The sequence below is a fragment of the Staphylococcus sp. Marseille-Q1834 genome (assembly GCF_916858875.1).
GTDB lineage: Bacteria > Bacillota > Bacilli > Staphylococcales > Staphylococcaceae > Staphylococcus > Staphylococcus pragensis.
On the sequence record NZ_CAKASN010000001.1, the window covers coordinates 220,904 to 236,073 of the forward strand.

The 15,170-nt window shown below is 34.5% G+C and carries 13 protein-coding genes; 4 read left to right on the plus strand and 9 right to left on the minus strand.

All coding sequences use genetic code 11. The features are described 5' to 3' along the window. Positions 1-7: 7 nt before the first annotated feature. Entirely contained in the window at positions 8-1,075 is a 1,068-nt protein-coding gene (gene opp3C, locus LIX58_RS01205; protein ID WP_126565238.1) for an oligopeptide ABC transporter permease, read from the minus strand. Then, complete coding sequence (gene opp3b, locus LIX58_RS01210; protein ID WP_126565237.1) at positions 1,075-2,001, minus strand: oligopeptide ABC transporter permease; 927 nt, start codon at positions 1,999-2,001, stop codon at positions 1,075-1,077. Before opp3b ends, opp3C begins: the two co-directional genes overlap by 1 nt. Before the next feature lie 247 nt (positions 2,002-2,248). On the opposite strand from opp3b, the gene LIX58_RS01215 reads away from it, so the two are divergent. Continuing rightward, positions 2,249-2,626, plus strand: a complete 378-nt coding sequence (locus tag LIX58_RS01215; RefSeq protein WP_154836591.1) for a DUF3899 domain-containing protein — start codon at positions 2,249-2,251, stop codon at positions 2,624-2,626. A gap of 204 nt (positions 2,627-2,830) precedes the next feature. Here LIX58_RS01215 and fabF read toward each other — a convergent pair whose 3' ends face one another. After that, positions 2,831-4,075 (minus strand): beta-ketoacyl-ACP synthase II, encoded by a 1,245-nt coding sequence (fabF, locus tag LIX58_RS01220; protein ID WP_154836590.1) that lies wholly within the window; start codon positions 4,073-4,075, stop codon positions 2,831-2,833. 13 nt (positions 4,076-4,088) lie between these two features. After that, positions 4,089-5,030 (minus strand): beta-ketoacyl-ACP synthase III, encoded by a 942-nt coding sequence (locus LIX58_RS01225; protein ID WP_226386011.1) that lies wholly within the window; start codon positions 5,028-5,030, stop codon positions 4,089-4,091. Between the two features lie 234 nt (positions 5,031-5,264). Here LIX58_RS01225 and LIX58_RS01230 point away from each other — a divergent pair, with 234 nt between their 5' ends. After that, the gene (locus tag LIX58_RS01230) at positions 5,265-5,465 is read left to right on the plus strand and encodes a YjzD family protein (protein WP_126565233.1); all 201 of its coding nucleotides are present in this window, start codon (positions 5,265-5,267) and stop codon (positions 5,463-5,465) included. 230 nt (positions 5,466-5,695) lie between these two features. Here LIX58_RS01230 and clpB read toward each other — a convergent pair whose 3' ends face one another. The 3 genes from clpB to LIX58_RS01245 form a co-directional block, all read right to left on the minus strand. After that, the gene (gene clpB, locus LIX58_RS01235) at positions 5,696-8,305 is read right to left on the minus strand and encodes an ATP-dependent chaperone ClpB (RefSeq protein WP_154836588.1); all 2,610 of its coding nucleotides are present in this window, start codon (positions 8,303-8,305) and stop codon (positions 5,696-5,698) included. Positions 8,306-8,635: 330 nt separating this feature from the next. Further along, entirely contained in the window at positions 8,636-10,459 is a 1,824-nt protein-coding gene (locus LIX58_RS01240) for an acyltransferase family protein (RefSeq protein WP_154836587.1), read from the minus strand. A 491-nt stretch (positions 10,460-10,950) separates the two neighbouring features. Then, a complete protein-coding gene (locus tag LIX58_RS01245) occupies positions 10,951-11,259 on the minus strand; it encodes a metal-sulfur cluster assembly factor (RefSeq protein ID WP_033079770.1) in 309 nt (102 codons plus the stop codon). 120 nt (positions 11,260-11,379) lie between these two features. Between LIX58_RS01245 and LIX58_RS01250 the strand changes: the two genes are divergently transcribed. Beyond that, complete coding sequence (locus tag LIX58_RS01250; protein WP_126565230.1) at positions 11,380-12,204, plus strand: Cof-type HAD-IIB family hydrolase; 825 nt, start codon at positions 11,380-11,382, stop codon at positions 12,202-12,204. 81 nt (positions 12,205-12,285) lie between these two features. Then, complete coding sequence (locus tag LIX58_RS01255) at positions 12,286-13,611, plus strand: CoA-disulfide reductase (RefSeq protein WP_154836586.1); 1,326 nt, start codon at positions 12,286-12,288, stop codon at positions 13,609-13,611. Between the two features lie 82 nt (positions 13,612-13,693). On the opposite strand, the gene LIX58_RS01260 is transcribed toward LIX58_RS01255, so the two are convergent. Continuing rightward, positions 13,694-14,095: a YisL family protein gene (locus LIX58_RS01260; protein WP_126565228.1), complete on the minus strand. Its 402-nt coding sequence runs from the start codon at positions 14,093-14,095 to the stop codon at positions 13,694-13,696. A 124-nt stretch (positions 14,096-14,219) separates the two neighbouring features. Next, complete coding sequence (locus LIX58_RS01265) at positions 14,220-15,131, minus strand: fumarylacetoacetate hydrolase family protein (protein WP_226386012.1); 912 nt, start codon at positions 15,129-15,131, stop codon at positions 14,220-14,222. Positions 15,132-15,170 lie beyond the last annotated feature (39 nt).

Below are 15,170 nucleotides of genomic sequence, written 5' to 3' on the forward strand. Positions count from 1 at the left end.
TCCTTTATTATTTACGCATTTTAGGGTCAAATGCATCGCGTAAACCATCACTAAATAGATAGAAAAATAAGATTAATAAACTTAAAATTGTTGCTGGAATAAATAATTCATGTGGATGAATTAATAACATTGCACGTCCATCATTTACTAATGAACCAAGTGATGTTTTTGGTGCAGGAACACCAATTCCAATAAAGCTTAAAAATGCTTCGAAGAAAATCGCACTTGGTACAGTAAACATAGATGTTACTACAATAGCCCCTAATGTATTAGGTAAAATATGTTTGAATATTAAGTTGAATTTTGATGCACCTAATGTTTTTGATGCCATAACAAATTCTTGGTTTTTTAATTTTAAGAACTCACCACGAACGACCCTACTCATTCCTAACCATCCTGTGATAGACATAGCTAGAATAATTGTCCAAATTGAAGGTTCGAAGATAAGTACGAATAGAATAACTACAATAAGGTTTGGAATTGAAGCAATAATTTCTAAAATACGTTGCATGATATTATCTACTCGGCCTCCAAAGAAACCAGATATAGCCCCGTAAACAACCCCAATAAAGATATCTAGTAGTGCAGCAACTACACCGATAATTAATGATATTTGTGCGCCTTTCCATGTTCTAGACCATAAATCACGCCCGAGTTGGTCTGTACCAAACCAGTAATTATCTTTTGCGCCTACTTCCTTATAAGCGTTTTTCCCATCGCTTCCTGTACCATCAAAAGGTAAAAAGTGTATTTTATCTAATACAGGAATCTTGGCTGGTAAATTACGATATTGAACATTTTGTTCTGCATAATCATGTTTACTCATCAGTGGACCAACAAGCGCCATTAGTATAATAAGAATAAGACCAATCATTCCTACTAATGCTAATTTATTTCTCTTAAGTTGCGTCCAAGCATCTTGCCAGAAGTTTCTACTTTCACGTTGCATTTCTGGTTCTTTATTTAAATCTAGCTCTCTTAATACAAAACCAGTAGATACCGCACCTTCAGAGGTATGTGTCATAGCTGCATTTGAATGATCATCGAACGTTTTTTCAAAATTTTTATCTGCCATTATTTTTTACCTCCTTGAACACGGATACGTGGGTCAATCACGCCATATAAGATATCAACAAGAAAGATAGATACTATAAATAGCGTACTGAATAATAGTGTTGTAGCCATAATTACTGAGAAATCATTTGTGGTAATCGATCTAACAAATTGGTCCCCTAAACCTGGCACACCAAAAATATTCTCAATCGTTAATGTACCTGTTAGTATCCCCGCTAACATTGGTACAAGAATGGTAATAATTGGTATTAATGCATTTCTCAATGCGTGCCCAAACAATACTCTCATAGAAGAGTTCCCTTTTGCTCTTGCTAATAATATGTAATCTGAACTTAATACTTCAATCATTTCTGCTCGAATATACCTTGCTACTGTAGCCATTACCCCTGCAGATAATGCTAATGAAGGTAAGACTGCTGTTGAAAATCCTTCCCACCCTGCTACTGGGAACCAGCGTAATCGTACTGCAAACACATATTGTAAAAGTACTGCTAATACGAATGAAGGTACAGATACAGCAATAACTGAAATGACAGTTGTTGTATAGTCCACCCAAGTATTTTGTTTCGTTGCTGCCGCTACGCCTAGGATTAAACCTAAAATAACCCCAATCACCATAGCGGTAATACCCATTTCCATTGATGGAATCAATCTCGGTCTAATAAGCTCCCATACCGGTTGATTATGATATTGAAATGAATATCCAAAATCCCCTGTGACAACATTTTTTAAATAATGAAGATATTGCACTGCTACTGGATCATTTAAACCGTACTTTTCATTAAGTATTTCCTTTTGTTCAGCACTTAATTTCGCATCATTAAATGGTGAACCAGGCATTAATTTCATTAAGAAAAATGTGATTGTAATAATAATGAATAGCGATAAAAACATGTAACCTAAACGTTTCAATATATACCTTGTCATCAAGCATCCCCCTTTTTAAATTTTCAAAATTAACATTCCCTTCACAATTTTCAGAAATATTTAGTAATATTATATATACAACTTTCATACATTTGCAATATTATTTTACATTTTATTAATAAAAGTGTAATTTTTTGCAATCTTTAATAAACACATATGTTTTATTAAAATTATTTTTAAAATTCTGTATTTATATTATTTTATAAGTAAGTTAAAATAAATTAAATCGTCAACTGGAGGCATCATTATGAGGGATTTAAAGAATTGGATAATATGGTTACTACTTACTCCCATTTTATCTGGAATACTGTGGCTTGTTTTTACTAATCATTCATTTATTTCATATATCAATACCCTGTTTTACATATCTCTTATTATATTTATCATCATATTTCTCATTTTGCTTGTTCAAGAAGGCATTTTTGATGCGACGAGTTATGGGTTTAGAAGAATTCGTTATCAACTTTCTTCACGCGCTAAAAAAAAGACTATGGAACATGATGAATTTTTTAATCCTCAACATGCTAAGAAAGAGACTTATTTTGTTTCTACATGGGTAGGGCCTGCCTTAATGAGTAATGTTGTTTATTTTATTTTTACAATTATGATTTCTTTAGCTTTATAAATGTTTTTCCTTTCCACACAACACAAAAGAAAGACTGAGACAAAATAAAATGTCTCAGCCTTCATTAACATTATGGCAGTAGTTGACTGATTTGAAAATGCGCTTAAATCAAGCTTTTTTCAAATCTAGTCATCCTTGCCGGGGCAGGACAACGAAATTATTTTAATTTCTGTCCTGCTCCCTTCATTTTCAAAAATAATTTATTTAAGCTTCGAATTTCTTAAATACTAATACGGCGTTGTGTCCACCAAAGCCAAGGCTGTTACTCATAGCATAAGTAATATCTAAGTCTTGTGCTTCATTTGGAACGATATCTAAGTCACATTCTGGATCTGGCGTATTAGCATGAATAGTTGGTGCCACTTTAGAGTCGCGAATAGATAATGCTGAGAAGATAGCTTCAAGTCCGCCTGTAGCACCTAATAAGTGGCCAGTCATAGACTTAGTTGAGCTTACTTTCAAGTTTTTCGCAGCATCGCCAAATGTGTTCTTAATCGCTTGAATTTCGTACATATCGCCTACTGGTGTACTTGTACCGTGGGCATTTAAGTATTGAACATCTTTCGCTTCAATGCCTGCATCATCTAACGCAGCTTGCATAGCGCGAGAACCACCTTTACCTTCTGGCGCTGGTGCAGTGATGTGATATGCATCTCCTGTTGAACCATAGCCAACAATTTCAGCATAAATTTCTGCACCACGGGCTTGTGCTGATTCTAATGATTCAATAACTAAGATACCAGCACCTTCACCCATTACGAAACCATCACGGCCTTCTTGGAAAGGACGGCAAGCTGTTTCTTTATCATCATTTGTTGATAAAGCACGACTCGCGCTAAATCCTGCTAACGCCATATGTGTAATAGGTGCTTCCGTACCACCTGTAATCATTGCATCTGCATCACCGCGTTGGATGATTTTAAATGCTTCGCCAATTGAGTTTGTACCTGTTGCACATGCAGTCACAGTAGAACCATTTGGTCCTTTTGCACCTAAATCAATTGACACTTGGCCAGTCGCCATATCAGGAATTAGCATTGGCACGAAGAAAGGGCTTACTCTTCTTGGGCCTTTCTTTTGTAAAGTCGTATGTGCCACTTCAAACGTTTCCATACCACCGATACCTGAACCAATCCACACACCAATACGATTCGCGTTGTCATCGTTAATTGTTAACTTCGCATCTTCCACTGCTTGACGCGCAGCTACTACTGCGTATTGTGTAAAACGATCCATACGGCGTGCTTCTTTCTTCTCCATATGGTCTTCAATATTAAAGTCTTTAAGTTCTCCTGCTAAATGAACATTATAATCTTCAGTGTCAACGCGTGTAATTGTATCAATACCGTTCACACCTTTTAAAGCATTCTCCCAACTTGAATGGGCATCGTTTCCGATAGGTGATAATGCACCCATGCCTGTAATCACAACTCTTTTATTCTCAGTCATACATTATTTCCTCCTATTTACCCCATTTGATAACCATAGCGCCCCAAGTTAGGCCACCACCGAAACCTACTAATACTAAAGTATCATCGTCTTTAATTCTTCCATTTTCTAGTTCTTGTTGAATACTTAAAGGTATTGAAGCTGCAGAAGTGTTACCAAATCGATTAACAGAAACACTCATCTTTTCTCTTTCTATACCCAATCTTTCGCGTGCTGATTCCATAATTCTGATGTTCGCTTGATGTGGAACAAACATATCAATATCTTCAGATTGTAAACCAGCTTTTTCTACGACACGTGTAGACGCATTGCCCATAATTCTAACTGCGAATTTGAACACTTCACGTCCGTTCATTACTAGTTTACCAGTATCTTTGTTTAAGTATAAGTATTTTCCACCTGAGCCATCAGATCCCATTTCGTAACTGATGATGCCTCGTCCTTCAGATACTTCACCGATAACTACCGCACCAGCGCCATCACCGAATAATACTGCTGTAGAACGATCAGTTAAATCAGTAATCTTAGATAATTTATCTGCACCAACAACTAAAATATTTTTATAGTCACCAGATTGTACATATTGTTTCGCAGTAATCATTGAATACATAAAGCCTGAACATGCTGCCAATTGGTCCATTGTTGGCACTTTGCCTGTACCTAATTTCTCTTGTAACATATTTGCTACTGATGGGAATGGCATATCTCCAGTCGCAGTCGCAACAATAATCATATCTATATCAGTAGGTTCAATGCCTGCATCTGCAATAGCTTTTTTACTCGCTTCGTAAGCTAAATCTGACGTATCTTGGTCTTCACTTGCCCAACGTCTTTCTTTAATGCCTGTCATTTTTGAAATCCATTCATCTGATGTATCTAGAAATTCTTCGAAATAGGCGTTATCTACCACTTTATCAGGTGCATAAGCACCGAAACCTTTTATACCTACGTTCATGAACGTACACCTTCTTACTTCGTTTTTTAATACCAGGTATTAATTTAACACATTTTTTCTTCTCAACTCAAGTAGTTATACTTTTTTAGTCTTTCTTTTCTCTTTAAGAAAATGAATCAAAAATATAGCACGTCATTAATTTTAGAATAAATTTTAACACTTACTCTACTACCACTATACAAACCATTCGCTTTACATTAAAATAAAAGTATATAAATTTTGGAGGTCATTTGTATGAAACACCTCATCACATTTATCTGGGCGTTAATCTTAATGCAAATGGTTAACTTCGTGTTAAACAGTTTAAACGGTGGTGGCCCTTTAAACTTTATTACACCAGTCATTTTAGCAGTATTCATTACAATTATGATTGCTATCTTAGGCGCAATGATTAAACCAAACGATTATGCCCGTAAAGGTAACAGACATATTTAATATTACTTATTAAATAGTTCAAAAGTACGGTTGATGTAACTTCTAATGTTCCATCAACCGTATTTTTTCATTTACTTTATAAATGAATTACTAACCCTTACCAACATCATTTGATTAAGCTATACTTTGATTAAGCGAATCCCACAATATGCAGAAACACATTGGAGTCACCCCCAAAATAAAAACCTAGAAAGTGCGTATCACACTTCCTAGGTTCTTTTCATAACTCATTATTCATTCTCAGGTTTTTGTACATCGAATGTTAATTCGTGATTGTCATCTAAACCGACATTCACTACAGTACCTTCTGGTAAACTTTCTCTAATCATCATACGTGCTAATGGCGTTTCAATTTGACGTTGTACAAATCGTTTCAATGGTCTTGCACCAAATTGTGGTTCATATGCTTCTTCGCCTAACCATTTTTTAGCATCATCAGATACTTCAATTGAAATACGTTGATCCATTAAGCGAATGTTTAATTGAGTTAAAATTTTATCAACAATCATACTCATATCGTTAATAGATAATGGTTTGAACAATACAATATCATCCATACGGTTTAAGATTTCAGGTTTAAAGAAGGCATGTAAGCTATCCATTACAGCTTTTTCAGTGTCTTCAGTAATTTCACCACTATCTTTAACGTTTTCAAGTAATACTTGTGAACCAATGTTACTAGTCATAATAATGATAGTGTTTTTAAAGTCCACGCTACGTCCTTTAGAGTCAGTTAAACGACCTTCGTCTAAGATTTGAAGTAATACGTTGAATACATCACTATGTGCTTTTTCAACTTCATCTAGCAAGATGACTGAATAAGGATTACGTCTTACCGCTTCAGTTAATTGACCGCCTTCATCATGACCTACGTAGCCTGGAGGGGCACCAATTAATCTAGACACAGAGTGTTTCTCCATATATTCACTCATATCAATTCTGATCATGTGTTTTTCAGAATCGAATAATGAAGCAGCAAGTGATTTAGCTAATTCAGTTTTACCTACACCAGTTGGACCTAAGAATAGGAAACTACCAATTGGTCTGTTAGGGTCTTTAATACCTGCACGTGCTCTAACTACAGCGTCAGATACTAAGTCTACGGCTTTATCTTGACCTACTACACGCTCGTGTAAGATATCGCCTAAGCTTAATAATTTTTCTCTTTCAGTTTCAACTAATTTAGATACTGGAATACCAGTCCATTGACTAACAATGTCGCCGATTTCTTCGTCAGAAACAACTTCACGAATCATACGTTCACTGTCGCCTTGTTCATCTTGATATGCTTCCTCAAATTCTTTTAATTCTTTTTCCAATTGAGGAATGGTACCATATTGTAACTCAGCTGCTTTTTCATAGTTACTTTCAGTTTGTGCATCTTCTAATGCTTGACGACTACGGTCTAATTCAGCACGTTTTTCTTGTACTTTCGCAATTTTTTCTTTTTCTTGTTCAACACGAGATTGTAAAGCAGCTTGTTTTTCTTTTTCATTAGAAAGTTCTTCTTGTAACTCTTCTAAACGATGTTTACTTGCATTGTCAGATTCATTTTTCAATGCACTTTCTTCGATTTCTAATTGCATTACACGACGGTTAACTTGGTCTAATTCAGTTGGGTTTGAACCCATTTCAGTACGAATTGTTGCACACGCTTGGTCGACTAAGTCAATCGCTTTGTCGGGTAAGAATCTATCCGTAATGTAACGATCTGATAATTCAGCTGCCGCTACTAAGGCACGGTCTTGAATTCGTACCCCATGATACACTTCGTAACGTTCTTTCAAACCACGTAAGATTGAAATAGTGTCTTCAACATCTGGTTCACTTACGCCTACTTTTTGGAAACGACGTTCTAATGCAGAGTCTTTTTCAATATATTCTCTATATTCATTTAAAGTAGTAGCACCAATACAATGTAATTCACCACGTGCTAACATCGGTTTCAACATGTTGCCAGCATCCATTGCGCCGTCAGTTTTACCCGCACCAACTAACATGTGGATTTCGTCGATGAATAAGATGATACGTCCATCAGATTCTTTTACTTCTTTAAGCACTGCTTTAAGACGTTCTTCAAATTCACCTCTAAATTTCGCCCCAGCAACTAAGGCACTTAAGTCTAATTCAAAGATGGTTTTATCTAATAAAGATTCAGGCACATCTTTTCTTACAATACGTTGCGCTAAACCTTCAACAATCGCAGTTTTACCTACCCCTGGTTCACCGATTAACACAGGATTATTTTTTGTTTTACGACTTAAGATTCGAATTGTATTACGAATTTCTTCATCTCTACCAATGACAGGGTCCATTTTACCTTGGCGTACTTCTTCTACTAAGTCACGACCATATTTCTCTAAAGCTTCATAATTTACTTCTGGATTTTGTGAAGTCACATGATTTCCCCCTCTAACTTTAGTAATAATTTCTTTCACTACTTCTTCTTTATTACCTACAAATTGTTTAGTGATGTCATCAATATCCATTGCAGCACGTAAGATATGTTCCATTGAGATATATTCATCTTCATATTCTTTCATATACGATTCAGCTTTATTTAATAACTCATTTGCCTTTGAACCGATATATTGTCCATATTGAATGTTATCTCCTTGTACTGAAGGATAATTTTTTAATTTATTTGTATACGCTTGATTTAATTCATCTGTATCTATATTTGCGCGTTCTAATATACTTTTAAATAAGCTATCAGTTTCTTCTAAAGTTCCTTTTAATATAGCTTCAATTTCAATATTTTGTAATTCATTTTCTTTACTCAATTCAACCGCTTTTTGTAGTGCGCCTTGAATTGCATATGTCATTTGATTAATATCCAAATTTATTCACCCCTACTTATTTAATAAGAGCAAGGTCAAATACTTCTGTTTGACTTTGACTTTCTTTGACCTTAATTACATTATAGACCTTCTTTGACTATTAAGCAACATTTATACTCAACTTTTTTTATTTTTTGAAAATGCGTGCCACCACTGGTCTCACGTGTTTTCATTATTATCTTTCACTTCATGTTTTATCACATTGTGCTCACAAATAAACATCAAATTTTTTACCTTCACAGTATAATAGTCAAACTTTGTCTAAATAAATGAAAACAAAAAACAGACCAGTTCAATGAGTCGTTTCACTCTACTGGTCTGTCACTATTATTAATTTTTTGTATTTTTCTTAATTGCTTTAAGAATTTCATCAGATAATGCTTCAACACCACTATTTTCTAAGTGAACACCGTCTGAAGCAAAGTATTCTGAATGTCCTTCTGAACGTTTATACCAATCGACTAAGGTAACATTCTTATGTGTTTTAGCTGCATCAGCTAATTGTTTATTAACATTGTCTTGCCAATCTCTTGGTACGCGTGTATTAACTAAGTAAATTTGCGCTTTACCAAATTTACTAATCAATTGATCAAGCTCTTCCTTAGTAAAGTCACCATTTGTACCGAGTTCTAAAACAACCTGATCGGAAGGTTTATTATAATTGGTATAGCTATTAGCCACGGTTAATGCCTCTTGTAAATGGCGTCCAACTTTACCGTCAATCGTAGCTTTTGGAACTTGAGATTTGAATGTTTCTCCAATATCAACCATTACAGAGTCCCCAATTAATACTGGGCTAATATTTGTATAAACTTGGGTTTTTTTCTTACTCTTAGTTGATGAACCATCAAGTTTAATATTTTCTCCTGGCATCATTCTTACTAAATATTTGTCCGTTTCATTCGTATTAAATGAATTTGCTTTATCCGCTATTTCATCTTTTCCAAAACGGTCAAAAGCACCGGCAAATATCAACAGTAATGGAATAGTTAACACTATTGTAACGATAGTTCTAATAAACTTAGGTCGTCGTAAACGATTGAATGAGAAAGCTTTAACCCCTTCTCTTCTAACTGGCGTTTCTACATAACGATAAGACAATTCAGCGAATAGAACAGTTAAGATAACATCAATAATATAGACATAAGTTGGAATTTGCCCATCCGTATAGTGAATATGTACGAAACTGATAACCGCAAAGTGCCATAAATATAAACTATAAGACCGTTTACCAATATAAACGAGGACTGGATGACTAAGTATCCTTGCTAATATTGAAGTGGGATGAACCACGCTTGCAATAATAAATAATGTCATGCCTGAGATGAGGTAGAATCCTCCATTATATATCCATGAACTATTATCGCTTACTGTAAAGAATAATATAATTAACATGACCAAACCGGCGATACCCACGCCATCAATTGTTCGTTGTAAAACAGCTGGTGGATTCGCTTTTAATTTAAAAGGTGGCCACATAAACGCTAATATCACACCAAGTAACAATGTTTGTAAACGCGTGTCTGTACCGAAGTAAACACGAGAATATCCTACATTTGGTTGTGAAATGATCACCATTGCTAATAGTGAGATTAGCGATACAATCCAAAATATCAATGTAACATTTCTATACTTTTTAATCGTTAATAATAAAATGACTAACACGAATGGGAAAAATAAATAAAATTGTTCTTCAATAGCTAAAGACCATAAGTGTTTAAGCGGCATAAATGAAAATTGTTCAAAGTAGTTTACATCTTTTGCAATGTACCACCAGTTTGAAACATAAAATAATGCGGCTAACATATCATGTTTCACTCGAACAATTTGTTGCGGTTCAAATATTAATGTAGCTAATCCTACCACAAGTAAAAGTGCTAAAACAGCAGGAAGTAAACGTTTAATACGTCGCGTCCAGAACTGTCTAAGATTAATAATGCCAGTTTCTTCGTATTCTTTTAATAGTAAACTTGTAATCAAGTAACCAGAAATTACAAAGAATGTATCTACACCTAAAAAGCCGCCTTTAAGCCATTGTCGATTTAGATGGTAAATAATAATACCAATAACAGCGATTGCTCTTAAACCATCTAACCCAGGCATGTAGCGCATTTTAGTCTTACGATGCTTACTTTTGTTTAACTCTAGTTTCATTGTTCACATTCTTTCCCTGTAAAATAATAAATTTCATATAAATTCATTACATTTAAAAGCACTGCAAGTTAGGATAAAACGTAAGCCGATGATCATCAACATAAGTGAATATGAGTTACTCTAAGTTTTCAAATATCAATGTGTATGATTGTCGTGTTTTATACTGAGGTGCCTGAACTTCAATGCACGATATAATACTGTATGTTCTTTAAATTAAGTTCTCGACTAGCTTATTACATTATAAATATATTTCTTAAAAATTTACTAAATATAACTTTCTTTATGTATCACTTATGATATAAGTCCTATGTATTGTAGTATAACCTATAAACAAATTCAATTTATATTACAATAATGTCATTCTGTTAACATTGTTTCTTTTTGAAACTGATATTTATTTTATTCATTTGTCTGTTATTTGGTACTGCCTTTTAAAGAAAATAAAAAACAATAGTACAACGTTTATGTGTACTATTGCTTCAGCACCAAATCTAGCTCACGCCTAAGGCAATCTTAGCGTATCTAGACATCATATCTTTATTCCATGGTGGGTTCCAAACGATATTCACTTCTGTATCTTGAATTTCAGGAATTTCAGCTAATACAGTTTTAATTTGTTCAATAATTTGTGGTCCAAGTGGACAACCCATTGATGTTAATGTCATTTCGACTGTACATAGACCGTCGTCATCAACATTCACTTTATATACTAAACCTAAATTAACGATATCAATACCTAATTCAGGGTCAATTACCATTTCAAGTGCACCAAGGATACTATCTTTTAATGCTTCTTCCATTAGTATCACCTCTCAATATTATCTTTCCCTTAATATATCAAATATCCGACAAAACGCCAATAAAATGCTATGATACTACTAAACAAGAAATTTGATGATATGTTACTCAAGGAGAAATTTATGGAACCTTATTTAATTTGTTTAGACTTAGATGGAACATTATTAAATGATAATAAAGAAATCAGTTCATATACAAAACAAGTTTTGACAACATTGAAGAAGCAAGGACACCGTATCATGATTGCGACTGGCCGTCCTTATCGTGCGAGTCAAATTTACTATCATGAACTTAATATGGATACACCTATCGTTAATTTTAACGGTGCCTATGTCCATCATCCTAAAGCTGATGATTTTGAAACGACACATGAAGTGTTAGATGTTGATTTATCTCGTAACATGATTGAAGCACTTCAGAAAGCGAATGTGACGAATATTATCGCTGAAGTTCGAGATCATGTATTTATTAATAATCATGACCCACGTTTATTTGAAGGCTTTTCAATGGGAAATCCTAAAATCCAAACGGGTAATTTATTAGAAGAATTAGATGAACCCCCTACTTCTATTCTAGTTGAGGCGGAGGAAGTCAATATTCCACGTATCAAACAAATGCTAACGCGCTTCTATGCTGAGAATATTGAACATCGTCGTTGGGGAGCACCATTTCCTGTTATTGAAATCGTGAAACGTGGTATAAGTAAAGCACGTGGCATCGATCATGTGAAAGACTATTTAAACATTGACCCATCTCGTATTATCGCTTTCGGTGATGAAGATAATGATATCGAAATGATTAAGTATGCTAAATATGGTATCGCTATGGATAACGGTTTAGATGAATTAAAACATATCGCTAACCATATTACGCATTCTAATAATGAAGATGGGATTGGACGTTATCTCAATGATTTCTTTGACCTAAATATGCCTTATAAAGGATAAATGTTGATGATAAGTGAGACAGAATTTAATCATTAAATTTTGCCTCACTCTTTTTATGATATAGATAATGGAGGTTTATATATGACTAAGATTATTGTTATCGGCGCTGTAGCTGGAGGCGCAACGTGTGCTAGCCAGATTCGTCGACTAGACAAAGAAAGTGACATTATTATTTTTGAAAAGGACCGCGATATGAGTTTCGCGAATTGTGGTTTACCTTACTACATCGGTAATGTTATAACTGAACGCAAAAAAGTCTTACCTATTACACCTGAAACATTTAAAGATAAGAAAAACATAACTGTAAAAACGTATCATGAAGTAATTAGTGTAGATGATAAATCGCAAACTGTGCGTGTATTAAATCATCAAACAGGCGAAACATTTGAGGAATCATATGACAAGTTAGTTTTAAGTCCTGGTGCAAGCGCAAATCACCTAGGATTCGATAGTGACATGATATTCACATTGCGTAACATGGAAGATACTGATGCAATCGATGACTATATTGAACAATACCAAGTTAAGAAAACTTTAGTTGTAGGTGCAGGTTATATTTCTTTAGAAGTAGTTGAGAATTTGCATCACCGTGGATTAAATGTGACATTGATTCATCGCTCTGAACAGGTAAACAAATTAATGGATCAAGATATGAATCAACCTATTTTTGATGAACTCGAGGCAAATAACATTGCTTATCGCTTAAATGAAGAAATTGAAACAATTGAAGGAAAAACGGTAACATTCAAATCTGGACGAAAAGAGGATTACGATTTAATCATTGAAGGCGTAGGAACACACCCTAATACTAAGTTCTTGAACTCATCAAATATTAAGTTGGACGACAAAGGATTTATTCCGGTGAATGATAAATTTGAAACGAATATTCCTAATATTTATGCATTAGGCGATGCTATTACGTCTCATTATCGTCACGTAGACTTATCAGCGCAAGTGCCATTAGCATGGGGTGCACATCGTGGCGCAAGTATTATTGCGGAACAACTCGCTGGTAATAACAAGGTGACGTTCAAAGGTTATCTCGGCTCTAATATTGTGAAATTTTTCAACTATACCTTCGCTAGCGTTGGAGTGAAACCTTCAGAATTAGATCATTTTAATTATGAAATGGTTGAATTAAAAGGTGGAGCTCACGCTGGTTATTACCCAGGTAATAGCGATTTGCACTTACGTGTCTATTTTAATAAAGAGAATAGACAATTATTACGTGTAGCTGCTGTAGGCAAGAAAGGCGCTGATAAACGTATAGATGTATTATCTATGGCCATGATGACAGGCGTTACTGTCGATGAACTTACAGAATTTGAAGTAGCATATGCGCCACCATATAGTCATCCCAAAGATTTAATCAATATGATTGGTTATCAAGCTCGCGATATTAAATAAAACAAAACTCGAAGACACGAGATAGTATTCCTAGTAATTCCTATCAAGTGACTTCGAGTTTTTATATTATTAATTTTAAAATCTATCCTAAACCAAACATTTTAGTTATAGGTCCCCATGGTAAAATAACGCCTAATGCCATTGTAATAATGATTAGCACTATTGTTGACCAGAATAAACCATGACTTGCTTGGCCTTTTTTTCTTTTAGCAATCGAAACTTCCATTAAAGCTACGACGCCAAGACCACAAAGCATTTTTAACGTTAGTAACATATGATTGCCACCACCGCCATGACTCGCTGCCATGAACTCTTGAATTAAAAGCCAGAAGCCTGAGAATAATGTAAACAACATAAATACTCTTAATGCCATTTGTAATGGTTTAAACATTGGTGTAGGGCCTTGCTTTTTAGAAATATGTAAAAATGCTATAACATATAACACAATTGTTAGAACCCAACTTACAATATGCATATGTAACAAGACAAATTCCTCCCCCATACTTATTATTACTTTCACCTTAATATCATAACATATATTGTTAATATTCTTATAATTAAAAAAGGTCGCCATAACGGCGACCTTTCAGAGATTATAGCATAATATATTATTCGCTATCTTTAGCAATATATGTTGTTAACGTACCGATGTTATCGATTGTAACTTTAACTTCATCTCCAGGTTGTAAGAATTGTGGTGGTTGTAAACCTGCACCTACACCAGCTGGCGTACCAGTAGCGATAATATCGCCTGGATGTAAAGCAACATATTTAGAAATTTCTTCAATTAAATCATCAATTTTATTAATCATTTGGCTTGTATTACCATCTTGACGAATTTCATTGTTAACTTTAGTAACGATATTAACATTCTCTGGTGTTGGAAGTTCATCTTTAGTTACGATGTAAGGTCCCATTGGGCAACCACCAGTTAAACTTTTAGATAAGAATGCTTGGTCTTGCGCTTGTTGTGCAGTACGGTCAGTAATGTCATTAATGATTGTATAACCGTAAATATAATCTAATGCTAAAGCTTTTGGAATTTTCTCTCCGGCTTTACCAATAACAATACCAAGTTCTCCTTCGTAGTCTAATTGGTCTGTGATATCTTTATGATTTGGAATTGTTGCTTCGTCACCAGTTAATGATGAAGCGGCTTTCGTAAATACATATAAGCGCTCTACTTCATGATTTAATTCACTTGCATGATCTTTATAGTTACGTCCAAAAGCAATCACATTATTTGGAGGCGTAACTGGAGGTAAGAATTCAATATCGTTAAACGCAATTTTATAATCGTCTGCTTTACCACTTTCCTCAGCAGCAACAACAGCTTTACGTACTTGCTCTTGGAAATCTAACGTTTGGTTTTGTTGTAAACCTTCTAACAATGTTTTCGGATGGAAATCACCTTCACCGAACTCTGCGAAAACTTGTTTTAAATCGCAAACTGCGTCTTCACGCTTAACTTTAACGCCATATGATTCAGCGTCGTTATACTTGAATGATAAGAATTTCATTCATTATCAACTCCTCATCTATATCTTAGTTCATATTAT

Bases quoted from the DNA above. Each gene is read 5' to 3' on its own strand.
- LIX58_RS01245 (WP_033079770.1), bottom strand. From the start codon at position 11,259: ATGGAAGAAGCATTAAAAGATAGTATCCTTGGTGCACTTGAAATGGTA.
- opp3b (WP_126565237.1), bottom strand. From the start codon at position 2,001: ATGACAAGGTATATATTGAAACGTTTAGGTTACATGTTTTTATCGCTA.
- LIX58_RS01230 (WP_126565233.1), top strand. From the start codon at position 5,265: ATGAAACACCTCATCACATTTATCTGGGCGTTAATCTTAATGCAAATG.
- LIX58_RS01225 (WP_226386011.1), bottom strand. From the start codon at position 5,030: ATGAACGTAGGTATAAAAGGTTTCGGTGCTTATGCACCTGATAAAGTG.
- LIX58_RS01240 (WP_154836587.1), bottom strand. From the start codon at position 10,459: ATGAAACTAGAGTTAAACAAAAGTAAGCATCGTAAGACTAAAATGCGC.
- LIX58_RS01255 (WP_154836586.1), top strand. From the start codon at position 12,286: ATGACTAAGATTATTGTTATCGGCGCTGTAGCTGGAGGCGCAACGTGT.
- LIX58_RS01215 (WP_154836591.1), top strand. From the start codon at position 2,249: ATGAGGGATTTAAAGAATTGGATAATATGGTTACTACTTACTCCCATT.
- LIX58_RS01250 (WP_126565230.1), top strand. From the start codon at position 11,380: ATGGAACCTTATTTAATTTGTTTAGACTTAGATGGAACATTATTAAAT.
- opp3C (WP_126565238.1), bottom strand. From the start codon at position 1,075: ATGGCAGATAAAAATTTTGAAAAAACGTTCGATGATCATTCAAATGCA.
- fabF (WP_154836590.1), bottom strand. From the start codon at position 4,075: ATGACTGAGAATAAAAGAGTTGTGATTACAGGCATGGGTGCATTATCA.
- LIX58_RS01265 (WP_226386012.1), bottom strand. From the start codon at position 15,131: ATGAAATTCTTATCATTCAAGTATAACGACGCTGAATCATATGGCGTT.